Genomic DNA, 23617 nt, shown 5'->3' with positions numbered 1-23617 from the left:
CCCGCTGACCGGATGGGCCCGCGCCCACCCTCACAAGGCCCTCGCCGCCAAGGCCGCCCTCGCCGCCGTCCTGCTCTTCCTCGTCGGCTTCGAAACCGTCGCCCTGGCCCGACAACCCACCCGCCCGCACGCCATCGTCGTCGCCGCCGCCGTCGTGGTCTGCCTGTGCGCCGTCCCCTCCCGCCACATCCCGCTGACCCTCCGCGCCGGCCTCGCCGCCGCGGTCTCCCTCGCCGCCTCCGCCGTCCTGATCGCCGGCCAGCACGCCCTGCGCGTCTGGGGCCTGGGCGAGGGCATCGCCCTGCTCGTGCTGCTCACCGCGGTGGTGCAGCGCGCCCCCGCCCGCACCGCCGCCGTCCTCGGCCCACTGCTCGGCCTGTCCTGCGTGCTCGCCCCCATGCGGGACATCCGGATGGGCGTCTTCACCGTCGTCTACGGCGTCCTCACCGTCGTCGTCACCGCCTACTCGATGATCCTGCGCTGGCAGAACGCCGCGCGGCTGCGCGACCTGGCCGCCGTACGGGACGCCGAACGCCTGGAGCTGGCCCGGGAGTTGCACGACGTCATCGCCCACCACGTCACCGGCATCGTGGTGTCGGCCCGCGCCGCCCGCTTCACCCACCTCGACGGGGAGCGCGCCGGTGACGCCTTCGCCCGGATCGAGAGCGCCGGCGACGAGGCCCTCGGCGCCATGCGTCGCCTGGTCCGGGTGCTGCGCGAGGGCGAGGCCCGCACCACCCCCGTCGCCGGACTCGCCGAAGTCCGCGCCCTCGCCGACGCCTTCACCCGCACCGGCCCGCCCGTCACCCTCGACCTCGAACCCGGCCTGGACCACACCCTGCCGCCCGAAGTCGCCGCCGCCGTCCACCGCATCGTCCGCGAATCCCTCACCAACGTCCGCAAGCACGCCCCCGACGCCACCGCCGTCCGCATCACCGTGCACACCACCCCCCGCGGCACCGAACTGCGCATCGCCAACGACGGTGGCACCCCGGCCCGCCCGACCGAACCGCCCACCCGCGGCGGCGGCTTCGGCCTGGCCGGCCTCACCGAACGCGCCGAGGCCCTCGGCGGCACCCTCACCGCCGGCCCCGCCCCCGAAGGCGGCTGGCAGGTCACCGCCCTCCTCCCACCGGCCGGCCCGACCGACCACTGAGCCGCGCCCGCCGGTCGCATCTGTCCAACACCCGGCGCCCCTCAGTCCATGGGCCCGCGCCCCGCCCACCTTGCACGCTGTCCGCCGACAAGGCCGCACCGCCACCGAGGAGGACGCGTGAGCGCACAGCCCGGACCCAGCCGCAGACAACTCGTCGCCGCCACCGCACTCGCCGGCGTCGCCACCGCCCTCCCGCTCGGCACCCGCACCGCGACCGCCGCACCCCCCACCGCCCCCACGGTCCTGCGCTCCACCGCCCTGGAGGTCCGCGTCGACCCCGCCTTCCCCCGCATCGTCTCCTACACCGACCGCGCCACCGGCGCCGTCCTGCACGGCCAGCAAACCCCCGTCACCCACCTCCTCATCGACGACCGCCCGCACACCCCCCGCGTCACCCACCGCGCCCGTACCGACCGCGCCACCTACACCCTCGCCCTCGACGGCGGCACCACCCTCACCGTCGAGATCGCCGTCCACGACTGGCAGGTCACCTGGCGCCTGACCGACCTCACCGACACCCCCGAACTCCGCGTCGGCACCCTCCAGATACCCGACCTCGCCCTGCTCAGCGTCCGCAGCGACCAACCCGGTGCCCACCTCCTCGCCGCCCGCCTCCAACTCGACAAGGCCACCAGCGGCGACACCCTCATCGAGGTCACCGACCACACCCCCGTCGAGGCCGCCCCCACCGGCTGCGCCTACGCCGTCGTCGCCACCGCCCAACTCGCCGCCGCCATCGAGACCAACACCGTCTACGACACCCCCACCACCCCCACCGCCTGGGAGAACGGCCGCCTCTGGCACCAGACCCTGCGCAGTGGTGCACACGTCACGGCCCACCTCACCCCCGGCCAATGGACCCACCGCGCCGCCGGCCAACCCACCGACGCCACCGAACCCCTCCCGTATGCCACCGTCATCCTCACCCGCGACCGCAACGGCGACGGCCGCACCGACTGGCAGGACGCCGCCCTCGCCCTCCGCGACATCATGGTCAACCCGCTCGGCGCCGACACCCAGCACCTCCGCGTCGTCCCGCACATCCCCTTCAACTTCGCCAGCCAGGCCACCAACCCGTTCCTCGCCACCCTCGACAACGTCAAACGGATCGCCCTGGCCACCGACGGCCTGCGCCAGTTCACCCTCCTCAAGGGCTACCAATCAGAGGGCCACGACTCGGCCCACCCCGACTACGGCGGCAACTACAACGAACGCGCCGGCGGCCTCGCCGACCTCAACACCCTGCTGCGCGCCGGAAAGAAGTGGGGCAGCGACTTCGCCGTCCACGTCAACGCCACCGAGTCCTACCCCGTCGCGCACGCCTTCTCCGAACGGCTCGTCAACTCCCGCGACAAGCAATGGGACTGGCTCGACCAGTCCTACCGCATCGACGCCCGCCGCGACCTCGTCTCCGGCGACATCGTCGCCCGCTTCGCCCAGCTCCGCCGGGAGACCGACCCCGCCCTGAACACCGTCTACCTCGACGTCTTCCGGGAATCCGGCTGGAACTCCGACCGCCTCCAACGCCACCTGCGCGACCAGGGCTGGCAGGTCGCCACCGAATGGGGTCACGGCCTGGAACGCTCGGCCCTCTGGTCCCACTGGGCCAACGAGACCGACTACGGCCCCGACACCTCCCGCGACATCAACTCCCAGCTCATCCGCTTCCTCCGCAACCACCAAAAAGACGTCTTCGCCGACAAGTGGCCCACCCTCCTCGGCGCCCCCCGCATGGGCAACTTCGAGGGCTGGACCGGCAAGAACGACTGGAACGCCTTCCACACCATCGTCTGGAACGACGCCCTGCCCGCCAAGTACCTCCAGGCGTACCCCATCCGCACCTGGACCGACCACGAGATCACCTTCGAAGGCCCCACCCGCACCACCGTCACCGACGCCGGCGGCACCCGCCGCATCACCACCGACGGCCGCCTCGTCTACGACGGCGGCCGCTACCTGCTGCCCTGGGAACCCCGCCGCGCCACCGACCCCGCCAAGCTCTACCACTACAACCCCCAAGGCGGGCAGACCAGTTGGCAACTGCCCCGCGGTTGGGCCGGCACCCGGACCGTCCACGCCTACCGCCTCACCGACCAGGGCCGCACCGACCACCGGCGCATCCCCGTCACCGGCGGCCGGATCACCCTCACCGCCCGCCCCGACACCGCCTACGTCCTCTACCGCACAAAGGCCCCCACCCCGCCCGACCCCCACTGGGGCGAGGGCACCCCCCTGACCGACCCCGGCTTCCACGCCGGCGACCTCACCGCCTGGCAGACCACCGGCCCCGCCACCGTCCAACGCAACGACCGCGGCGACTACGAACTGGTCATTGGCCCCGGCCCCGCCGCCACCGTCGCCCAACGCTTGGCCCGCCTCGCCCCCGGCGACTACGCCGCCTCCGTCCAGGTCGAGGTCGGCGCCACGGCGGGGGAGCGGCGCCGCGCCGCCCTGGAGGTCCGCACCCCCGACGGCGTCACCGCCACCAACTTCACCGAGACCTCCACCGCCCCCAACTACGTTGCCGCCGACCGCAAGACCGGCACTCGCTACCAGCGCCTGACCACCCGCTTCACCGTCCCCGACGGCGGCGGCCCGGCCACCCTCGCCCTCACCGCCGCCCCCGGACACCCCCGCATCCGCTTCGACAACGTCCGCATCGTCCCCGCCCCGCGCCCCGCCACCGGGCCCGGCACCCTCGTCCACGAGGACTTCGAGGCCGTCCCCCAGGGCTGGGGCCCCTTCGTCAAGGGCGACGCCGGCGGCTCCACCGACCCCCGCACCCACCTCGCCCAACGCCACGCCCCGTACACCCAACGCGGCTGGAACGACAAGGCGATCGACGACGTCATCGACGGCACCCAGTCCCTGAAGTCCCGCGGCGAGCACACCGGCCTCGTCTACCGCACCGTCCCGCACACCGTCCGCTTCGCCCCCGGCCGCCGCTACCGCGTCACCCTCCGCTACGAGAACGAGCAGGCCGACCAGTACGCCTGGGTCACCGCCGTCGACACCCCCGGCACCCGTGAGCTCAGCCGGCACCCCCTGCCGGTCGCCACCCAACCCGCCACCCTCAGGTACGAGTTCACCGCGCCGGAGGAGGGCGAGGTCTGGGTCGGGCTACGCAAGACGGGCGGGGACGGGACGGCGGAGTTCGTCCTGGATGCCTTCGGGGTGGTTGAGGGGTGATGCCCTTCGGGGTGGTTGAGGCGTGAGGTGGGGCGGGGGAGGCGGGCGCGGGCTGGACCGTCTGGGGGCTTGGCCCCGCGTTCGGGCATCCGGCCCGTGAGGCTCACGGCACCAACCGCGGTGCCCCCGCCGCCACTACGGACCCCGTCGCACCCGCCGCCCCCTCGTCCCCATCCGGCCCCTCCAACTCCAGCACCAGCACCTCGTTCGTCCCCTCCCGCAACACCGGACCCGGCACGAACAAACCTTGCTGCGGCCCCACCGACCAATACCGCCCCACCGGAAAACCCCCGATCCACACCAACCCCCGTGTCCACCCCGGCAGTTCCAACACCGCGTCCCCCACCCCACCCGGCGGCACCGTCACCGTGCCCCGATGCAACCCCCGCGCCCCCGGCCGCGCCCCACCGAACCCCAACCCGGCCACCGCCGCCGCGCCCGCTGCCCCCTCCAACGCGTCCCACCGCAGCCCCCGCGCCCGCACCCCGTGCAGATACTGCCGCTCGTGCAGCACCCCGCCCGTGATCCCCTTCGCCTCGCCCAGCCGCGGCCCGTAGTTGACCCGCCCCAACGACTCCACCCACAACACCACCTCCGCGGGCCCCGCCACCCGCCCCAACACCGCAACCTCCCCCTCCCCCTCACTCCCCTCCACCAACACCGGCCCCCGCACCCCGTCCACCACCGTCACCGCCCGATCCCGCAGCCCCACCACCCGCAACGGATACGGCTCCCGCGGCCCCGGCACCGCCACCCGGTACCGCACCAACCCCCGCTCCACCCCCAACTCCTCGAATGTCGGCGGCACCCCCGCGCACACCTCCGGACCCCCCAACCCCGCCAACACCGCATCCATCCCCAACCACCCCGACAACGCCACCTCCACCGCCCCCGCCAACACCGGTTGCGCCGTTGGCACTTCCGGCAACGGCCCCACCGCGTATTCCGCCAACACCTCCCGCATCCGCCAGAACAACTCCGTCGGCCGCCCCCGCTCATCCACCGGCGCCCCGTAGTCGTACGACGTCACCGTCGGCAACAACGCCCCGTCCTGCACCTCACCCGCCCGGTTCGCCCCCGCCCAGCCCCCGAAACTCGTCCCCCCGTGCGCCATATAGACATTCACCGACGCCCCGCACGCCAACACCTCCCGCAACGCCGCCGCCACCTCAGCCGCCCCCCGCGGCTGAGCCGCCGCACCCCAGTGCGCGAACCACCCACACCAGAACTCCATGCACATCAACGGCCCCCGCGCCCGATGCCGCCGCAACGCTGCGAACGCCTCCCGCGCCCCCGACCCGAAGTTCACCGTCGCCAGCACCCCCGGCACGCTCCCACCGGTCAGCATGTGGTCCTCCGCCCCGTCCGACGTGCACAGCGGCACCGTCACCCCCAACTCCCGCAACGTCCGGGCCAGATGCCCCAGATACTCCGTATCCGACCCATACGACCCGTACTCGTTCTCCACCTGCACCAGCACCACCGGCCCGCCCCGGCCGCACTGCCGCGCCACCACCTGCGGCAGCACCACCTCCCACCACCCGTCCACCGCCCGCAGAAACGCCGGCTCCCGGGTCCGCACCCGCCGCCCCAACGCCCCCGTCAACCACCACGGCAACCCCCCGTTCTCCCACTCCGCGCAGATATACGGCCCCGGCCGCACGATCGCCCACAACCCCGCCGCCGCCACCGCGTCCAGGAACCGCCCCAGCGCCCCGACGTCCCGCAGTTCACCAGGCCGCGGCTCGTGCCAGTTCCACGGCACATACGTCTCCACGCAGTTCAGCCCCATCGCCCGCACCATCGCCAACCGGTGCGCCCACTGCGCCTCATGCACCCGGAAGTAGTGCAACGCCCCCGACAGCAGCCGCACCGGCCGCCCGTCCACCTCGAACTCCCGCTCCCCAACGGCAAACCGCACCCCGCGCCTCCCGCCTCGTCGCTCCCGATCGCCTCCCCTCACGCTCGCCCCCTGGCGGCCGGCCGGTCCATGGACAAAGATCGATGCCCATTGGACGGATCGCCGCCAGGCGCCTGGCGCGTGCGGGGCGCGCGTCGGGGGCGCGCGTTCGGGGCGCCGAACGGCGAGGGGAGGAGGACCGGCCGGCATGTACCGCACCTGGATGCGCTACTTCACCCCGAGCCCGCTCCACCACCGGCTCGGCCTGGTCTGCCTGGGCGTCGGCCTCCAACACGGCACCCTGCCGCCGGTCGGCCCGCGCACCCTCGACCACCACGTCGCCGTCGTCCTGTGCGCCGGCCGCGGCTGGTTCACCACCCCCGACGGGCACCGTCACACCGTCACCGCCCCCGCCCTCCTCTGGCTCGTCCCCGGCGTCGAGCACCACTACGGCGCCGACCCCGACACCGGCTGGGACGAGGGCTTCGTCGACTTCACCGGACCCGCCGCCGACACCTACACCGAACTCGGCTACATCGAGCCGCACCAACCCCTCGTCCCGCTCACCGACGCCGGGCCGGCCCGCGCCGCGATCGGCCGCATCGCCCGCGCCGCGCGCCGCGGCAACCCCCTCCTGGAGGTCGAGACCGCCGCCGCGGTCCACGAACTCCTCGTCGCGCTGCGTCGCGCCCGCGCCGACACCGGCGCCGACGGCGAACCGGTGCTGGCCGCCCTGGCCCGCGACGCGTTCCTCCCGCTCTCGATCGCCGAACACGCGGCCCGGCGCGGCATGACCCCCGCGGCGCTCCGCGCCGCGGTGCGCCGCGGGGCCGGTTGCAGCCCCAAGGACTACCTCCTCGGCATCCGCCTGGGCCGCGCCAAGGAACTCCTCGTCGCCACCGAACTCCCCGTCGCGGCCGTCGCCCGCCGCGTCGGCTACGACGACCCCGCCTACTTCAGCCGCCTCTTCACCCGCCGCGTCGGCCTTGCCCCCGCCCGCTTCCGCGACCGCCAAACCCGCTCCGTCCCCGGCGGCTGGTCCACCCAAATCCCAGACCCCTCGTCTCCACCACACGTCGACGGGTGACGCCACGTTCTCTACGTTCTCTCGTTCCCCTTCCCCTTCCCCGCCGGTCCCTGTCGGTGGGTGGTTGCGCGCCGTGGCGGCGGGGGTGTGGTTGGTGGTCGCCCCGCGTTGTCGTCTGTCTGTCTGGCGCGGTGGTGGCTGGGGTGGCCTCGCCCACTCTTCGGTGGGTGGGGGTCGGAGGGGCTGCCCCGGAACCCGTCCTCGGTGCGGGCGCCTCTGGTGTGTGGGTGAGGATTACCCGGGGCTTTGCTCCAGATCCTGCGGGCGGGCTCCGGGACATCCCCTCCGACCCGGCGCCGTGGGCGTCTTTCCCGCCGCGTCGGTCCGGGGCAGCTACGCGGTCGCGTCCCCTGGCAGCGTCGCCGACCTCGGCCCGCCGGTCGCCTTCACGACTGCGCCCCGCCTGTGCGGCCCCCTGTGTCCTGCCTGTGCGGCCCCGACTGTGGGGGGCGTATCCCCAACCCTCCTCACCATCCCCACCCGTCCGACTACAATCCGTAATGGAACGCGGAACTCCCCACCCCTCCGCGTTCGTTGCCGGATAAGAGGAGGCGGCGGCGAGCAAGGCACGGGGCAGCGGCCCACTCCTGGCTCGGACCGCCGACGGCTACCACCGATGGCTGGCGTAGTCAGGGTCGCTGCCTGGCCCGCGAGTGACCCTGACTACTGGCCCGCGAGTGACCTGACTACGCCAGCCGTTGTCGGAGCCAGCCGCGGTCGGGTAGCCACCAGGGCGCCGTGGTCTGTGAGTTGGGCTGGTGGCGGTTGGGTCCACCGGCGGATGGTCGGCGACGGCGTAGGCCGGAGGGGATGTCCCGGGGTGCGCCCGCAGGATCTGGAGCAAAGCCCCGGGTATGCGTCATTTGACTGACCAGAGGCGCCCGCACCGAGGACGTACCCCGGGACAGCCCCTCCGGCCCCACCCACGGCGAGAGGCCGCGAAGCGCTAGCCCCCACCGGACAGAACCGTGAGGGTGGACCCGTCAGCGCGGACCCGTGAGGCGCAAGCCCCCACCGGGCGGAACCCGTCAGGGCCCGTCAGGGCCCGTCAGGACCCGCCAGGCACAAGCCCCCGGCCGCAGCCAACACCGCAGGGCCCGGCCGCGAACACCCCTCCCGCCGCCACGGCGAGCAACCCACAACCGCCAGGGCCCGGCGGAAGAGCCCCCCACCGCAACCCCAACGTGGGAAGCCCCACATGACAAGCTCGCCCCATGCTGCAACGTCCCGAAGCCGAAGCCCGCGCCCAGCTGCTCGACGTCCACCGGTACGAGGTCGCGCTCGATCTCACCCGCGGCGACGAGGAGTTCGCCTCCCGCACCGCCATCCACTTCACCGCCCGCGAGCCGGGCGACACCTTCGTTGAGATCAAGCCCGCCGCCCTCCACGCCGCCACCCTCGACGGCCACCGGCTGGACCCCGCGGCCCTGGACGGCAACCGGCTGCCCCTCACCGGCCTGGCCGCCGGCCCGCACGAGCTGCGCCTCGACGCCACCATGCGCTACTCCCGCACCGGCGAGGGCATGCACCGCTTCACCGACCCGGCCGACGGCGAGAGCTACGTCTACACGCAGCTGTTCATGGACGACATCCAGCGCGTCTTCGGCGCGTTCGACCAGCCCGACCTCAAGGCCGTCTTCGAGCTGACCGTCACCGCCCCGCCCACCTGGACCGTGCTCGCCAACGGCCGCACCGAGCAACTCCCCGACGGCACCTGGCGGGCCGCCGCCACCCCCCGCATCAGCACCTACCTGGTCGCCGTCGCCGCCGGCCCCTGGCACTCCGTCCGCACCGAACACGCCGGTCTCCCCTTCGGCCTGCACTGCCGCCGCTCCCTCGCGCCCCACCTCGACGCCGACGCCGAGGAACTCCTCGACCTCACCCGCCGCTGCTTCGACCGCTACCACCAGATCTTCACCGAGCCATACCCCTTCGACTCCTACGACCAGGCGTTCGTCCCGGAGTTCAACGCCGGCGCGATGGAGAACCCCGGCCTGGTCACCTTCCGCGACGAGTTCGTCTTCCGCTCCGCCGTCACCGACACCGAGCGCCAGACCCGCGGCATGGTCATCGCCCACGAGATGGCCCACATGTGGTTCGGCGACCTGGTCACCCTCCGGTGGTGGGACGACATCTGGCTCAATGAGTCGTTCGCCGAGTACATGGGCTACCAGGTCCTCTCCGAGGCCACCCGCTTCACCGGCACCTGGACCGACTTCGCCGTCGCCCGCAAGGGCTGGGGCTACGACGCCGACCAGCGCCCCTCCACCCACCCCGTCGCCCCCGCCCCCCACGACGTCCCCGACACCGCCTCCGCCCTCCTCAACTTCGACGGCATCTCCTATGCCAAGGGCGCCTCCGCCCTGCGCCAACTCGTGGCCTGGATGGGGGAGAAGGACTTCCTCGCCGGCATCAACGACCACTTCGCCCGGCACCGCTTCGGCAACGCCACCCTCGCCGACTTCCTCGACTCCCTGGCCCGCGCCACCGACCGCGACGTCCACGCCTGGGCCGAGCGCTGGCTGCGCACCACCGGCGTCGACACCCTCACCCCCACCCTCGTCGAGGGCAACGGCACCTGGCACCTGCACGTCGCCCACACCGGCAGCCGCCCGCACCGCATCACCGTCGGCGCCTACGACCCGGACCCGGCCCACACCGACCGCCTGGCCCTGCGCGACCGCTTCGACGTGGACGTCCCGGCGGACGGCGACCCCGCCCGGCGCACCTTCCCCCAGGCCGCCCCCGCCCTCGTCGTCCTCAACGACGGCGACCTCAGCTACGCCAAGGTCCGTTTCGATCCCGCCTCCTGGCGGACGGCCGCCCGCGCCCTGTCCGGCCTGCCCGACCAGTTGACCCGCGCGGTCGTCTGGAACGCCGCCCGCGACCTGGTCCGCGACGGCGAACTGGCGCCCACCGCCTACCTGGACGTGGCCCGCGACCACCTCCCACACGAGAACGACCTCGCCGTCGTCCAGGGCGTGCTCGCCTTCGCCCGCACCCAGATCGCCGACCGCTACCTTCCGCCGGAGGCCCGGCACACCGCCCTGACCACCCTCACCGCCCTCAGCCGCGCGATCCTGCGCCGCACCGAGGGCCCCGGCGACGGCCCCGAGGCCGGCCTGCGGCTGACCGCCGTCCGCGTCCTCATCGACAGCGCCACCACCCCCGAGCCCATCCAGGACTGGCTCGACGACGGCAGCGTCCCCGGCGGCCCCGCCCTCGACCACGAACTGCGCTGGCGCATCCTCGGCCGGCTCGCCGCCCTCGGCGCCACCACCCCCGAGGCCATCGACGCCGAACTCGCCGACGACCAGAGCGCCACCGGCCGCGAGGGCGCCGCCCGCTGCCGCGCCGCGCTGCCCGACCCGGACGCCAAACGGGCCGCCTGGGACGCCCTGTTCACCGCCGACGCCGAGGCCGAACTCTCCAACTACCTCTTCACCGCCACCGCCACCGGCTTCTGGGTCCCCGAGCAGCAGGACCTGCTCCGCCCGTACGTCGCCCGCTACTTCGCCGAGGTGCCCGCCCTCGCCGCCCGCCGCGGGCCGGCCCTCGCCAAGGCCGCCGGCCGGTACGCGTTCCCCGCCGTCTGCGTCGAGGAGGCCACCCTCCGCCTCGGCGAACGCTGCCTGGCCGAGGGCGACCCGACGCCCGCCCTGCGGCGTACCCTCGACGACCAACTCGACGACGTGCGACGGGCGTTGCGGGTCCGGGAGGCTGCCGCCAACGCGTAGGGGGAGCGGGGGAGTTGACGGGTGCGGGTGTCGTCGGGTGGTGGAGGGTCGCCGGCGGCACCCGCGTCGCGTTCGCGCCAACTCCCCGACGCCCGCCCTTCGACGGGGCGCAAGACCGCAGGCAACCGAACACCTGCGGGACAGCCGTCCCACGAACGGGTGGTAGCGGCGCAACGGGTGGATACCCGCCGTATCGGCCCAGTAACTTAGGGCGGCCTAAGGTCCGGCCCCTGTGCAGCCAACTCCCGTTGAAGAAGAGCCCACTTGATGTCAGTCGCCCCTGCCGGCACCGCCCTTGCAGGCGGCACCGACGGCCCCCGCGCGCTCCGCCCCCTCCTTGACACCGTCCTCGACGCCCTCACCACCGGCGCCCAGGACCGCTCCGGCCCCCTCCCGCCCGGCGGCCCCGACGTCGTCGCCCGCGCCGTGCGCGACACCTGCCTTCCCCTCCTCTCCGACGAGGGCACCGACCCGCACACCGCCCTCCGCACCCTCGTGCACACCCTCGCCGTCGGCGCCGCCGACCCCGCCGACCCGCACTGCGCCGCTCATCTGCACTGCCCCCCGCTGGCGTTGGCCACCGCCGCCGACCTCGCCGCCAGCGCCCTCAACCCCTCGATGGACTCCTGGGACCAGGCCCCCGCCGCCTCCGAGCTCGAAGCCCACACCGCCCGCGCCCTCGCCGCCCTCGTCTACCCCACGGCCACCGCACCCGACGCCCTGGTCACCACCGGCGGCACCGAGTCCAACCAACTCGCCCTCCTGCTCGCCCGCGAGGCCCCCCGTCCCCCGGGCATCACCGGCCCCCTGCGCATCGTCTGCGGCGCCAACGCCCACCACAGCGTCCACCGCGCCGCCTGGCTCCTCGGCCTCCCCGAACCCCTCACCCTCCCCACCCCCCACGGCACCCTCGACCCCGCCACCGTCCACACCTGCCTCGCCGAACTCACCGGACGCAGCGGTCCCGTTGGCCCAGTCGGTCCCGTCGGCCCTGACAGCCCTGTCGACCCCATCCTCCTCATCGCCACCGCGGGCACCACCGACGCCGGCGCCCTCGACCCCCTCCCGGCCCTCGCCGACCTCGCCGACCAACACGGCGCCCGCCTCCACGTCGACGCCTCCTACGGCGGCCCCCTCCTCTTCAGCACCACCCACCACACCGCCCTCACCGGCCTCTCCCGCGCCCACACCGTCACCCTCGACCTGCACAAACTCGGCTGGCAACCGGTCGCCGCCGGCCTCCTCGCCGTCCCCACCCCCGCCACCCTGACCCCCCTCGCCCACCAGGCCGACTATCTCAACGCCGACGACGACACCGAAGCCGGCGTCCCCGACCTCCTCGGCCGCTCCCTGCGCACCACCCGTCGCCCCGACATCCTCAAGATCGCCGTCACCCTCAAGGCCCTCGGCCGCCAGGGCCTCGGCGACCTCGTCGACCGCACCCTCGCCGCCGCCCAGACCCTCGCCGACCTCATCGACGCCCACCCCGGCTACGAACTCCACTCCCGCCCCACCCTCACCACCGTCCTCTTCCGCCCCACCGACGCCGACGACGCCACCCTCGCAACCATCCGCCGCTCCCTCCTCACCGAAGGCCACGCCGTTCTCGGCCGCGCCACCACCCCCACCGGCCTCTGGCTCAAAGCCACCCTCCTCAACCCCCACACCCAACCCGGAGACCTCACCCACCTCCTCAAGCTCGTGGAAGGCCACACCCCGCGATGAACACCCCACCGCACAACGACCCCGACACCACCACCGACGCCCCCGGCCCCGACGAGCCCCTCGACCTCGCCGGCATCGGCATCGGCCCCTTCAACCTCTCCCTCGCGGCCCTCGCCCACCCCCTCACCCAGCTCCGCACCGCCTTCTACGACCAACACCCCGCCTTCCACTGGCACCCCGGCCTCCTCATCGACGGCGCCACCCTCCAAGTCCCCTTCCTCGCCGACCTCGTCACCCTCGCCGACCCCGCCAGTCCCTGGACCTTCCTCAACTACCTCAAGACCCGCGAACGCCTCTTCCCCTTCTACTTCGCCGAGCGCTTCCACATCCACCGCGCCGAATACGACGCCTACTGCCGCTGGGTCAGCGAAAACCTCCCCGCCCTCCACTTCGGCCACCACATCGACGCCGTCCGCTGGAACCACGAACGCCACCTCTTCGAGGTCGACTTCACCCAACTCGACGCCGACGGCGAGGCCGAGGCCCTCGGCCGCACCTACGCCCGCAACCTCGCCCTCGGCATCGGCACCGCCCCCCACATCCCCATCCCGCTCCGCCCCCTCGCCGAGGCCCCCACCGTCCCCGTCATCCACTCCGCCGACTACCTCGACCACCGCGAACAACTCCTGGCCGCCGAGCACCTCACCGTCATCGGCGCCGGCCAATCGGGCGCCGAGATCTTCCTCGACCAACTCCGCGCCCGCCCCGAGGGCCGCGAGCACCTCCACTGGCTCGCCCGCACCCCGGCCTTCGCCCCCATGGAATACAGCAAGCTCGGCCTGGAACACTTCACCCCCGACTACACCCGCTACTTCCACGGTCTGCCCGAACGCGTCCGCGACGAGCTCCTCCCCGCCCAATGGCAGCTCTACAAGGGCATCGACCACGACACCCTCGCCGCCATCCACGACGAGCTCTACCGCCGCACCCTCGACGGCGGCTGGCCCAACGCCGTCCTCACCCCCGGCGTCCAGGTCCGCACCGCCGGCCGGGTCGGCACCACCAAGGTCGAACTCCACCTCGAACACGCCCAACAGGGCAGCCGCTCCCGCCTCACCACCGACGCGGTCGTCCTCGCCACCGGCTACCGCGAGCGCCGCCTCGACACCCTCCTCGCCGCCCTCGACCCCTACCTCCGCCGCGACGCCTCCGAACGCCCCCGCATCGACGAGCACCACCGCCTCGTCCTCGACCCCGCCATCACCGGCTCCGTCTACGTCCAAAACGCCGAACGCCACACCCACGGCGCCGGCGCCCCCGACCTCGGACTCGCCGCCTGGCGCAGCGCCACCATCCTCAACTCCCTCACCGGCAACAGCCCTTACACCCTCCCCGGCCGCACCGCCTTCACCACCTTCGGCCTCAGCCAGCCCCAACCCCGCCGCTCGGGCACCGTCCCCCGCCAGGGCTCCACCCTCGTCCCCCGCCACTGAGCGCCACCGCCCCTCCCACCCCGCCCGAACGGTGAGCGGGGGAGAGGGGCGGACACACCGGCACCGGGCAGCTCTCCGCGCCCTAGAACACCGGCACCCCGTCCCGCGTCAACCGCCACTCCACCTTCGCGAACACCGCCGGATCGATCACCCCGCTCGCCTTCACCCAGGCAATGATCAGATTCCGGATCTCCTCCGACGTCTGCCACACCTGCTCGGCCGACGCCACATGCGGGAAGCCACCCCCGCCGTTCGCCCGGTAGTTGTTCACCGCCAGCACGAACCGCGCCGCGTCCGCCACCGGCTTCCCGTCGAACGTCAGCTTCCCGATCCGCTGCCCCACCGGCTTGGCGATATCGATCTCATACGCCACCCCGCTCACCGCGTCGTAGTTGTAATCCGGAATGTTGTCCGCATTGGTGATCCGCGCCGGATCCACCGGACCGCCCGGCGCCGTCCGCACGTAATAGCGCGCCGAGAACTCCAGGTATTCCCGCAGCTGCTTCCCCGTCAACACCCGCGCCTCCAGGGTGTTGTCGAACGGATACAGCGCCGCCATCGACCGGATCGACACGTCCCCCGCCGGCACCCTCGCCGTCCGCGAGAAGCACGATGCCTGCGACAGCACCGGCAACGACGCGTGCGCCGACCCCGCCAGGGCCTTGCGCACCGCCTCCGCCTGCACATACGCGATGAAGTCCAGGATCGGGGTGTCCTTCACCGGCGCCTGCTGCGCCGACATCTCCGCCTTCGACTTCCCGATCACCTGGTTCACATACGCCACCACCTTGCGGTGCTCGGCCCGCAGCAGCGTCGTGATCCGCGCATCCTCCGCCACCGTGTTGGAGTTGAGCACCTTCGCCCCCACCGAGTCGACCTCCCAGTGACCCCGGCGCCACTGCACCGCCACGTCGAAGAGGGTCAACCGCTGCCCCCACTTCAACGGCTCCGACAGCACCACCTCGCGGCCCGTCTCCTTGTTCACCACCCGCCGCTCCGGGATCTCCACGTGCGCGTGCCCCACCAGGATCGCGTCGATCCCCGGCACCCGCTCCGCCACCAGCGCCGCCGCGTTCTCCACGTACGGCAGCTGGTCCCCGTACGACGAGGTGCCGCTGGCCCCCGAGTGCGCCGCCACGATCACCACGTCGGCGCCCATCGACCGCAGCCGCGGCACCCACTTCGCGGCCTGCTCGGGAAGGCCGGGAAAGGTCAACTTCCCCTGCACATGGGCCTTGTCCCACAGCGCGATCCCGGGGTTGGTCAGCCCCAGCACCGCCACCCGCACGTCCCGCCCCCGCGGCGTTGACAGCCGCTTGATGACATACGGACGAAACGCCGGCCGCTGCGTCCGGGCGTCCAGCGCGTTGGCGCCCAACAGCGGGAAGCGGCAGCTCTCCTCGAACTTCCGCAGCACCGGAATCCCGTAGTTGAACTCGTGGTTCCCCAGCGCCGCCGCGTCATAGCCGATCGCGTTCATCGCCCGCGCCATCGGATGCACCGGCCCGCGCGGACCGGTGATCGGGTCCACCTTCGCGTAGTAGTACGCCAGTTGCGTGCCCTGGATGGTGTCGCCGGCGTCGATCAGGAGGGTGTTCTCCCGCCCCCGCGCCCGGCGGACGTCGCCCACCAGCGTGGAGATCTTCGCCAGCCCCACGTCGTTGTGGTCCGGATCGTCGAACTCCGCATCGGTGGCGTAGTCCCAGTTGAAGACGTTCCCGTGCAGGTCCGTCGTCCCCATGACGGTGAACGCGTAGCGGTCCCGGCGCCGTTCGGCGCCATCCGGCTTGGCCGGCGCCGCCGATGCGACGGGCGCGCCCGGTCCCCCGAGCACCACCCCCGCCCCCGCCACCACGGAACCACCCAGGAACTTCCTCCGGTCGAACCCCATCCCAACTCCCCTGAAAGACACGGCACATGCCCCAACGGTGCGGCACGGCCCGGGCATGCGACCCGGACAACGCGCGTAGATTCTGACGCAGCCACCCCTCGCGCAACACCCCCCACAGGTTGCGATCCGATGACCAACCCCCATCCCGCCCCTGTGTCACCCTGCAACCCCAACAACCCCGCACCACACCCACCACCACAGAAGGACACCCACCACCCATGACCGACCCCACACCCCCCACCGCACTGCCCTACGGGACCCCCGACGCCCCCCGCCTCGCCGTCCGCGGCGAGGCCCACCTCGAAGTCGACCCCGAAATCGCCCGCGTCACCGTCACCGTCAACGCCCGCGGCACCGACCGCACCACCGCCCTCACCGACCTCACCCGCCGCAACGAACAGGCCCTCACCCTCGTCAAGAGCTACGGCACCGCCGTCGAACACCTGGAGACCGGCAGCTTCACCCTCACCCCCCAACTCACCGAAAAGGGCCGCCACGAGCGCGTCCGCGCCTACCAAGGACACGTCACCCTCACCGCCACCCTCAACGACTTCACCGCCCTCGGCGAACTCACCACCCGCCTCGCCGACCTCGAACTCACCCGCGTCGACGGCCCCTGGTGGGACCTGCGCCCCAACTCGCCCGCCCACCGCACCGCCCGCACCCGAGCCGTCCAGGAGGCCGTCCAACGCGCCCGTGAATACGCCGAGGCCCTCGGCGCCCGCCTCGACGCCGTCCTCGAAATCGCCGACCTCGGCGCCGAGGGCCAACCCCACCAACAGGGCTACGGCTTCGCGGCCGGCGGCGCCGCCCGCAGCGCCCCCTTCGAAGCCGCCCCCGCCCTCGACCTCGAACCCCGCCGGCAGACCGTCCGCGCCGCCGTCAACGCCCGCTTCACCATGACCCGTCCGGTGCTCTGACGCCCCGCGCGAGGCCCCCGATCCGCTCATCGGAGCGGCCTCGCGCCCATTCCATTACTTGTCAACAGCCTTTCACCGAGCGGTCGTTGAGCAGTCATGTCGCCACAGTTCCCTACCGCCGGGTAGGTCATAGGCTCGAAGCATGCGCCGAGCAAAGATCGTCTGCACACTGGGACCCGCCACCGACTCGTACGAGCAGATCAAGGCCCTCGTCGACGCCGGCATGGACATCGCCCGCTTCAACCTCAGCCACGGCACCTACGCCGACCACGAAGCGCGCTTCGACCGGGTCCGCAAAGCCTCCGAAGAGTCCCACCGCAGCGTCGGCATCCTCGCCGACCTTCAAGGCCCGAAGATCCGCCTGGGCCGCTTCCACGAAGGCCCCGTACTTCTCGAACGCGACGACGCGTTCACCATCACCGTCGAGGACGGCATCGAGGGCGACCGGCGGATCTGCGGCACCACCTACTCCGGCCTCGCCGCCGACGTCACCCCCGGCGAACGGATCCTCGTCGACGACGGCAAGGTCACCCTCGAAGTCACCGCAGTCGAGGGGCCCCGCGTCCACACCAAGGTCATCGAGGGCGGCATGGTCTCCGACCACAAGGGCCTCAACCTCCCCGGCGTCGCCGTCTCCGTCCCCGCCCTCTCCGAGAAGGACCAGGACGACCTCCGCTGGGCCCTGCGCTACGGCGCCGACGTCATCGCCCTCTCCTTCGTCCGCAACGGCCGCGACATCCGCGACGTCCACCGCATCATGCGCGAGGAGAACCGCTTCCTGCCCGTCATCGCCAAGGTCGAGAAGCCCCAGGCCGTCGAGCACATCGACGACATCGTCGCCGCCTTCGACGGCATCATGGTCGCCCGCGGCGACCTCGGCGTCGAAATGCCCCTGGAAACCGTCCCGATCGTCCAGAAGCGCGCGGTCAAACTCGCCAAGCGCAATGCCAAGCCGGTCATCGTCGCCACCCAGATGCTCGACTCGATGATCGACAACTCCCGCCCCACCAGGGCCGAGGCCAGCGACGTCGCCAACGCCATCATCGACGGCACCGACGCCGTGATGCTCTCCGGCGAGACCAGCGTCGGCAAGTACCCCACCGAGACGGTCCGCACCATGAGCCGCATCGTCGAGGCCGCCGAGGAGGACATCCTCGCCAAGGGACTCCCGCCGCTGACCGAACGCAGCAAGCCCCGCACCCAGGGCGGCGCCGTCGCCCGCGCCGCCGCCGAAATGGGTGACTTCCTCGGCGCCAAGTTCCTCGTCGCCTTCACGCAGTCCGGCGACACCGTCCGCCGCCTCTCCCGCTACCGCTCGCCCATCCCCCTCCTCGCCTTCACCCCCGACCCCGCCACCCGCTCCCAACTCAACCTCACCTGGGGGGTGGAGACCTTCCTCGGCCCCACCGTCAACTCCACCGACGAGATGGTCGCCCAGGTCGACGAGCAACTCCTGAAGATCGGCCGCTGCCAGAAGGGCGACCTCGTCATCATCACCGCCGGCTCCCCGCCCGGGGTCCCCGGCTCCACCAACCTCGTCCGCGTCCACCGCATCGGCGACGCCGACCCGCACAACTAGCACCACCCGCACCCGAACCCGCTGGGCCGAGGAACTGACTGCCGTCCCCGTCAGTGCTTCGGCCCTATGTGTTGGTCCATGAGCGCCACGGAACCACGTTGCGCGACGGAGATGTTCTCGGCCTTACGGGATTGCCGCGTGGGCTTCCACGCGACGCCGACCTTGTCGAGGGTGTCCGTGTAGAGCCGCACGATGTCGGGGGACGTGTTCGTGAAGAAGTAACGCGGATACTCGTAGCGCTTGCGCTCCCCACCGACCGTCCGCACCGTCCAGTTGGTGATCCGGCAACCGTCGGAGTGCACGAGCCCGCGGATGAACTCCCAGGGATGGTCGTCCACGATCGCCTGCTGCCACCCTTCGAGGGCGATCCTCCGCTCGTGCTTCTTGCCGGGGCCGTGCTGGGGGAAGAGGCACGGCCAGTGCTGACTGGAGCTCGTCACCATGACGCAGCCCTGCTTCTGCACCGTGCACACGCTGTTCATCGGGCGCACGGCCTGCATCGCCTCCCGGCACGCCGAGATCAGCCCGGGCCAGGCGTCCGCGCACGCGATGCGCAGGGCGTATCCGCCTCTGGGCTGACGGCTGATGCACCCGTCGCCGAGGTAGAGGCCGAGCAGGTAGGCATACGACGAGAGAGCGCCGGGCGGGCGCGGCTCCCGCTCGCAGCGTGAGCATGCCGCTGCCGTGCGCGGGAGTGGCTGGATCCGGGTCTGCCATGACCGGATCGCGTAGCGCGATATCCCGGTCTGTTTGCTGACGGAGTTGAGGCTGCGGCCCTGGGTCACGAGGGCGAGGACTCGTTCGCGGGTTGCACGGTCGTACATGGAAGCGACCGTGCAGTAAGAAGTGCCCGTGAATGTCCGGACGGGCGGTAGTTCGCTCTATCGAGCGAATCCCCTCGATTCTCGGGTGACCTTGGAATCGAAGGTAAAGTGCCCCGGGTCGGACTCGAACCGACACTGTATGGGTTTTGAATCCATTGCCTCATGCCAATTGGGCTACCGGGGCCGGCGGAATCAAAGGATAGCGCCTACCTGCTGTGGGACCACACTACAGGACATAGGTAGGCTCATGGAGCACCACCTGCCTGGAACGAGGAGTCCCCTTGAGTGCCGCCGAGCCCCAGCAGCCCGTTGCCGATGGCGACCAGTCGCACGTCCCGCCGTTGACCACGCGCGTCGTGATCGCCGAGGACGAGGCGCTGATCCGCCTCGACCTCAAGGAGATGCTGGAGGAGGAGGGCTACACCGTCGTCGGTGAGGCCGGAGACGGTCAGAAAGCCGTGGAACTGGCCCGCGAGCACCGTCCCGATCTGGTGATCCTGGACGTGAAGATGCCGATCCTGGACGGCATCTCGGCGGCCGAGAAGATCGCCGAGGAGAGCATCGCCCCGGTCCTGATGCTGACCGCGTTCTCGCAGCGCGAACTGGTGGAGCGGGCCCGCGACGCGGGCGCGATGGCCTACCTGGTCAAGCCGTTCAGCAAGAGCGACGTGGTGCCGGCGATCGAGATGGCGGTGAGCCGGTTCACCGAGCTGAGGGCGCTGGAGAAGGAGGTCGTCGACCTCACCCAGCGGCTGGAGACCCGGAAGCTGGTGGACCGGGCGAAGAGCATCCTGCAGACCCAGTACGGGCTGGCGGAGCCGGCCGCCTTCCGGTGGATCCAGAAGACGTCGATGGACCGCCGGCTGTCGATGCATCAGGTGGCCGAGGCGGTCATCGAGGACGCGGCGGAGCGCCAGCAGCAGAAGGACCAGAAGAAGGACTGAAGGGCTAGAGGGGTCAGGACCAGTAGGTAGGAGGTCCGGCCCGTAACTGCCGGGGCCGGCAGGGGTGTTGGGCGTCCCTGTGTGGCCCGTTGAACGCCGGTGGTGCCCGTGTGGGCGCCACCGGCGTTGTGGTGCGCGGGGTGGTCAGGCGCGGTACATGGCGGGGTCGGCGTCGCGCAGCAGGCAGGTCAGGCGGGCGGTGCAGACCCGCTTGTCCTGCTCGTCGGTGATGACGATCTCGTAGGTGGTGGTGGACCGGCCGCGGTGTACGGGGGTGGCGGTGCCGGTGACGAGTCCGGAGCGGATGCCGCGGTGGTGGGTGCAGTTGAGGTCGACGCCGACGGCCGCCTTGGTGGGGCCGCCGTGCAGCATCGCGCCGACGGAGCCGAGGGTTTCGGCCAGGACGGCGGAGGCGCCGCCGTGCAGCAGTCCGTAGGGCTGGGTGTTGCCCTCGACGGGCATGGTGCCGACGACCCGTTCCGGGGCGGCGTGGGTGACCCGGACGCTCATCCGCTCGCCGAGGTGGCCGGCGGAGAAGAGGGCGGGCAGGTCGACCCCGATGCCGGCCCACTGGTCGAGGATCTCCTGCGGGAAGGTGGTCGTGCTCTGCTCTCCCATGGACTGCTCCGTTTCGCTCGCCCTTGACGGCGCCTGTGGCACGTGGCTGTGACAGCGGCCTTGATCGTGGCCGATCTGGGCCTGTTCCTATCAGGCGGCTGTGCGGGCGCCCGCCGCGGGGTGGCCGTCGTCGGCCGGCGGCCACCCCGCCACGGCCGCCGGCCAAGGGCCCCGCCGGGCCCGCCCGTCAGGCGTCCCGTGCGGTCTCCAGGCGGACGACGACGGACTTGGCGGCAGGGGTGTTGCTGGTGTCGGCGGTGTGGTCCAGCGGGATCAGGACGTTGGTCTCGGGGTAGTAGGCGGCCGCGCAGCCGCGGGCGGTGGGGTAGTGGACCACGCGGAAGCCGGGGGCGCGGCGTTCGCTGCCGTCGGTCCATTCGCTGACGAGGTCGGCGTAAGCGCCGTCGGCGAAGCCGAGTTGGGCCGCGTCGTCGGGGTGGACGAGGATGACGCGGCGGCCGTTCTTGATGCCGCGGTAGCGGTCGTCGAGGCCGTAGATGGTGGTGTTGTACTGGTCGTGGGAGCGCAGGGTCTGGAGGAGGAGGCGGCCTTCGGGGACGGTGGGGTGTTCCACGGGGGCGGCGGTGAAGTTGGCCTTGCCGGTGGCGGTGGGGAAGGTGCGGCTGTCCCGGGGGGCGTGCGGGAGGGTGAAGCCTCCGGGGCGGGCGACCTTGGCGTTGAAGTCCTCGAAGCCGGGGATGACGCGGGCGATGCGGTCCCGGATGGTGGCGTAGTCCTTCTCGAACTCTTCCCAGGGGGTGGCGCTTTGGGGGCCGAGGACGCGGCGGGCGAGGCGGGCGACGATGGCCGGTTCGGAGAGGAGGTGGGGGCTGGCGGGTTCGAGGCGGCCGCGGGAGGCGTGGACCATGCCCATGGAGTCCTCGACGGTGACGTATTGGTCGGCGCTTGTCCCGTCGGGGCGGACTTGGCGGTCCCGTTCGGTGCGGCCGAGGGTGGGCAGGATCAGGGCGCGGGCGCCGGTGACCACGTGGGAGCGGTTGAGTTTGGTGGAGACGTGCACGGTGAGGCGGGCGCGGCGGACGGCGGCTTCGGTGACGTCGGTGTCGGGGGTGGCGGAGACGAAGTTGCCGCCCATGGCGAAGAAGACCTTGGCGTGGCCGTCCCGTAGGGCGCGGATGGCGCGGACGACGTCGTAGCCGTGGTGGCGGGGCGGGGCGAAGCCGAATTCCTTTTCCAGGGCGTCGAGGAAGGCGGGTGCGGGGCGTTCGAAGATGCCCATGGTGCGGTCGCCCTGGACGTTGCTGTGGCCGCGTACGGGGCAGACGCCGGCTCCGGGGCGGCCGATGTTGCCGCGCAGCAGGAGGAAGTTGACGACCTCGGCGATGGTGGGGACGGAGTGCTTGTGTTGGGTCAGGCCCATGGCCCAGCAGACGATGGTGCGCTGGGAGGCGAGGACCATGGCGAGGGCGCGGTCGATCTCGTCCTGGGTGAGCCCGGTGGCGCGCAGGGTCTCGGCGTCGTCGGTGGCGTTGGCGAGGGCGGCGAACTCGTCGAAGCCGTGGGTGTGTTCGCGGATGAAGTCCGTGTCGAGGGCGCCTTCGGTGGCCAGGAGGCGCTGGTTGAGGGCGCGGAAGAGGGCCTGGTCGCCGCCGAGGCGGACTTGGAGGAAGAGGTCGGTGAGGGTGGTGCCGCCGCCGGCGAGGCCGCGGGGGGTCTGGGGGTTCTTGAAGCGTTCGAGGCCGGCTTCGGGGAGCGGGTTGATCGAGATGATCTTTGCGCCGCCGGTCTTGGCCTTCTCCAGGGCGCTGAGCATCCGGGGGTGGTTGGTGCCGGGGTTCTGGCCGGCGACGATGATCAGGTCGGCCTTGTAGAGGTCTTCCAGGAGGACGCTGCCCTTGCCGACGCCCAGGGTGGCGGTGAGGGCGGAGCCGGAGGACTCGTGGCACATGTTGGAGCAGTCGGGGAGGTTGTTGGTGCCGAATTCGCGGGCGAAGAGCTGGTAGAGGAAGGCGGCTTCGTTGCTGGTGCGGCCGGAGGTGTAGAAGACGGCCTCGTCGGGGGTGTCGAGGGCGGTGAGTTCCTCGGCGATGAGGTCGAAGGCGCGCTCCCAGGTGAGGGGTTGGTAGTGGTCGGCGCCTTCGGGGAGGTACATGGGGTGGGTGAGGCGGCCTTGTTGGCCGAGCCAGTAGCCGCTGCGGGTGGCGAGGTCGCTGACGGGGTGGGCGGCGAAGAAGTCGGGGGTGACGCGGCGGAGGGTGGCTTCTTCGGCGACGGCCTTGGCGCCGTTCTCGCAGAATTCGGCGGCGTGCCGTTTGTCGTCCTCGGGCCAGGCGCAGCCGGGGCAGTCGAAGCCGTTCTTCTGGTTGACGCGGAGGAGGGTGAGGGCGGTGCGGCGGACGCCCATCTGTTGTTGGGAGATCTTGAGCGCGTTGGTGATGGCCGGGATGCCGACGGCGGAGTGTTGGGGCGTGCCGACCTCGGGCGCGTCCTGGACGGGGTCGGATGCGGGCGGCTTGCCTGCCATGGCGCTCTCCCTGGGGTTGTGTGCCGGACGGGATCGCCGGGCGCGGCGGGTCGTTGCCGTGCACATGTGAGTGGTGCGGTGTCGATCCTGTCATGGCGGGGGCGCGGGGAGTAGGGGAGTGTGCGCCGG

General features: G+C 72.1%; 14 protein-coding genes and 1 tRNA gene. 9 read left to right on the top strand and 6 right to left on the bottom strand.

All coding sequences use genetic code 11. The features are described 5' to 3' along the window. Positions 1–4 precede the first annotated feature (4 nt). Together ACFVFQ_RS02950 and ACFVFQ_RS02945 are read left to right on the top strand one after the other, a co-directional pair. Positions 5–1156 carry a sensor histidine kinase gene (locus ACFVFQ_RS02950; RefSeq protein WP_383408034.1) on the top strand — a complete coding sequence of 384 codons (1152 nt, stop codon included), beginning with the start codon at positions 5–7 and terminating at the stop codon, positions 1154–1156. A 117-nt stretch (positions 1157–1273) separates the two neighbouring features. Further along, positions 1274–4345 (top strand): endo-alpha-N-acetylgalactosaminidase family protein, encoded by a 3072-nt coding sequence (locus ACFVFQ_RS02945; protein WP_383407562.1) that lies wholly within the window; start codon positions 1274–1276, stop codon positions 4343–4345. Positions 4346–4448: 103 nt separating this feature from the next. Here ACFVFQ_RS02945 and ACFVFQ_RS02940 read toward each other — a convergent pair whose 3' ends face one another. Further along, positions 4449–6266: a beta-galactosidase gene (locus ACFVFQ_RS02940; protein WP_383407559.1), complete on the bottom strand. Its 1818-nt coding sequence runs from the start codon at positions 6264–6266 to the stop codon at positions 4449–4451. A 187-nt stretch (positions 6267–6453) separates the two neighbouring features. On the opposite strand from ACFVFQ_RS02940, the gene ACFVFQ_RS02935 reads away from it, so the two are divergent. The 4 genes from ACFVFQ_RS02935 (at position 6454) to ACFVFQ_RS02920 (ending at position 14227) form a co-directional block, all read left to right on the top strand. Continuing rightward, positions 6454–7332, top strand: coding sequence for a helix-turn-helix domain-containing protein (locus ACFVFQ_RS02935; protein ID WP_383407556.1), 879 nt, complete (start codon positions 6454–6456; stop codon positions 7330–7332). Positions 7333–8546: 1214 nt separating this feature from the next. Beyond that, positions 8547–11069, top strand: a complete 2523-nt coding sequence (gene pepN, locus ACFVFQ_RS02930) for an aminopeptidase N (protein ID WP_383407551.1) — start codon at positions 8547–8549, stop codon at positions 11067–11069. Between the two features lie 267 nt (positions 11070–11336). Continuing rightward, positions 11337–12794 carry a pyridoxal phosphate-dependent decarboxylase family protein gene (locus ACFVFQ_RS02925; protein WP_383407548.1) on the top strand — a complete coding sequence of 486 codons (1458 nt, stop codon included), beginning with the start codon at positions 11337–11339 and terminating at the stop codon, positions 12792–12794. Then, positions 12791–14227: a lysine N(6)-hydroxylase/L-ornithine N(5)-oxygenase family protein gene (locus ACFVFQ_RS02920; protein ID WP_383407545.1), complete on the top strand. Its 1437-nt coding sequence runs from the start codon at positions 12791–12793 to the stop codon at positions 14225–14227. The genes ACFVFQ_RS02925 and ACFVFQ_RS02920 overlap by 4 nt, the downstream gene beginning before the upstream one ends. 82 nt (positions 14228–14309) lie before the next feature. Here ACFVFQ_RS02920 and ACFVFQ_RS02915 read toward each other — a convergent pair whose 3' ends face one another. Next, entirely contained in the window at positions 14310–16118 is a 1809-nt protein-coding gene (locus tag ACFVFQ_RS02915) for a bifunctional metallophosphatase/5'-nucleotidase (protein ID WP_383407542.1), read from the bottom strand. A 218-nt stretch (positions 16119–16336) separates the two neighbouring features. Here ACFVFQ_RS02915 and ACFVFQ_RS02910 point away from each other — a divergent pair, with 218 nt between their 5' ends. Further along, positions 16337–17038: an SIMPL domain-containing protein gene (locus ACFVFQ_RS02910; protein WP_383407539.1), complete on the top strand. Its 702-nt coding sequence runs from the start codon at positions 16337–16339 to the stop codon at positions 17036–17038. Positions 17039–17180: 142 nt separating this feature from the next. Then, positions 17181–18617, top strand: coding sequence for a pyruvate kinase (pyk, locus tag ACFVFQ_RS02905; RefSeq protein ID WP_383407536.1), 1437 nt, complete (start codon positions 17181–17183; stop codon positions 18615–18617). Positions 18618–18667: 50 nt separating this feature from the next. Here pyk and ACFVFQ_RS02900 read toward each other — a convergent pair whose 3' ends face one another. Together ACFVFQ_RS02900 and ACFVFQ_RS02895 are read right to left on the bottom strand one after the other, a co-directional pair. Beyond that, the gene (locus ACFVFQ_RS02900; RefSeq protein WP_383407533.1) at positions 18668–19441 is read right to left on the bottom strand and encodes a transcriptional regulator; all 774 of its coding nucleotides are present in this window, start codon (positions 19439–19441) and stop codon (positions 18668–18670) included. Positions 19442–19550: 109 nt separating this feature from the next. Then, a tRNA-Leu gene (locus ACFVFQ_RS02895) sits at positions 19551–19625 on the bottom strand. Between the two features lie 97 nt (positions 19626–19722). Between ACFVFQ_RS02895 and ACFVFQ_RS02890 the strand changes: the two genes are divergently transcribed. After that, positions 19723–20385 carry an ANTAR domain-containing response regulator gene (locus ACFVFQ_RS02890; RefSeq protein ID WP_383407530.1) on the top strand — a complete coding sequence of 221 codons (663 nt, stop codon included), beginning with the start codon at positions 19723–19725 and terminating at the stop codon, positions 20383–20385. 144 nt (positions 20386–20529) lie between these two features. Here the strand turns inward: ACFVFQ_RS02890 and ACFVFQ_RS02885 are convergent, their stop codons facing one another. Both ACFVFQ_RS02885 and ACFVFQ_RS02880 read right to left on the bottom strand, forming a co-directional pair. Then, a complete protein-coding gene (locus ACFVFQ_RS02885) occupies positions 20530–21003 on the bottom strand; it encodes a PaaI family thioesterase (protein ID WP_383407527.1) in 474 nt (157 codons plus the stop codon). Positions 21004–21190: 187 nt separating this feature from the next. Beyond that, positions 21191–23488 (bottom strand): FdhF/YdeP family oxidoreductase, encoded by a 2298-nt coding sequence (locus ACFVFQ_RS02880; protein ID WP_383407524.1) that lies wholly within the window; start codon positions 23486–23488, stop codon positions 21191–21193. Positions 23489–23617 lie beyond the last annotated feature (129 nt).

The organism is Streptomyces sp. NPDC057743 (assembly GCF_042798755.1).
In the GTDB taxonomy this organism is placed as follows: Bacteria; Actinomycetota; Actinomycetes; order Streptomycetales; family Streptomycetaceae; genus Streptomyces.
Note: the sequence above shows the minus strand (reverse complement) of the source record. Positions and strands in the feature narration are given on the sequence as shown.

What these genes read in the sequence shown, in the direction of transcription:
- ACFVFQ_RS02935 (WP_383407556.1), top strand. Translation starts at nt 6,454, where the DNA reads ATGTACCGCACCTGGATGCGCTACTTCACCCCGAGCCCGCTCCACCAC.
- ACFVFQ_RS02885 (WP_383407527.1), bottom strand. Translation starts at nt 21,003, where the DNA reads ATGGGAGAGCAGAGCACGACCACCTTCCCGCAGGAGATCCTCGACCAG.
- ACFVFQ_RS02900 (WP_383407533.1), bottom strand. Translation starts at nt 19,441, where the DNA reads ATGTACGACCGTGCAACCCGCGAACGAGTCCTCGCCCTCGTGACCCAG.
- ACFVFQ_RS02925 (WP_383407548.1), top strand. Translation starts at nt 11,337, where the DNA reads ATGTCAGTCGCCCCTGCCGGCACCGCCCTTGCAGGCGGCACCGACGGC.
- ACFVFQ_RS02915 (WP_383407542.1), bottom strand. Translation starts at nt 16,118, where the DNA reads ATGGGGTTCGACCGGAGGAAGTTCCTGGGTGGTTCCGTGGTGGCGGGG.
- ACFVFQ_RS02880 (WP_383407524.1), bottom strand. Translation starts at nt 23,488, where the DNA reads ATGGCAGGCAAGCCGCCCGCATCCGACCCCGTCCAGGACGCGCCCGAG.
- pyk (WP_383407536.1), top strand. Translation starts at nt 17,181, where the DNA reads ATGCGCCGAGCAAAGATCGTCTGCACACTGGGACCCGCCACCGACTCG.
- ACFVFQ_RS02910 (WP_383407539.1), top strand. Translation starts at nt 16,337, where the DNA reads ATGACCGACCCCACACCCCCCACCGCACTGCCCTACGGGACCCCCGAC.
- ACFVFQ_RS02920 (WP_383407545.1), top strand. Translation starts at nt 12,791, where the DNA reads ATGAACACCCCACCGCACAACGACCCCGACACCACCACCGACGCCCCC.
- pepN (WP_383407551.1), top strand. Translation starts at nt 8,547, where the DNA reads ATGCTGCAACGTCCCGAAGCCGAAGCCCGCGCCCAGCTGCTCGACGTC.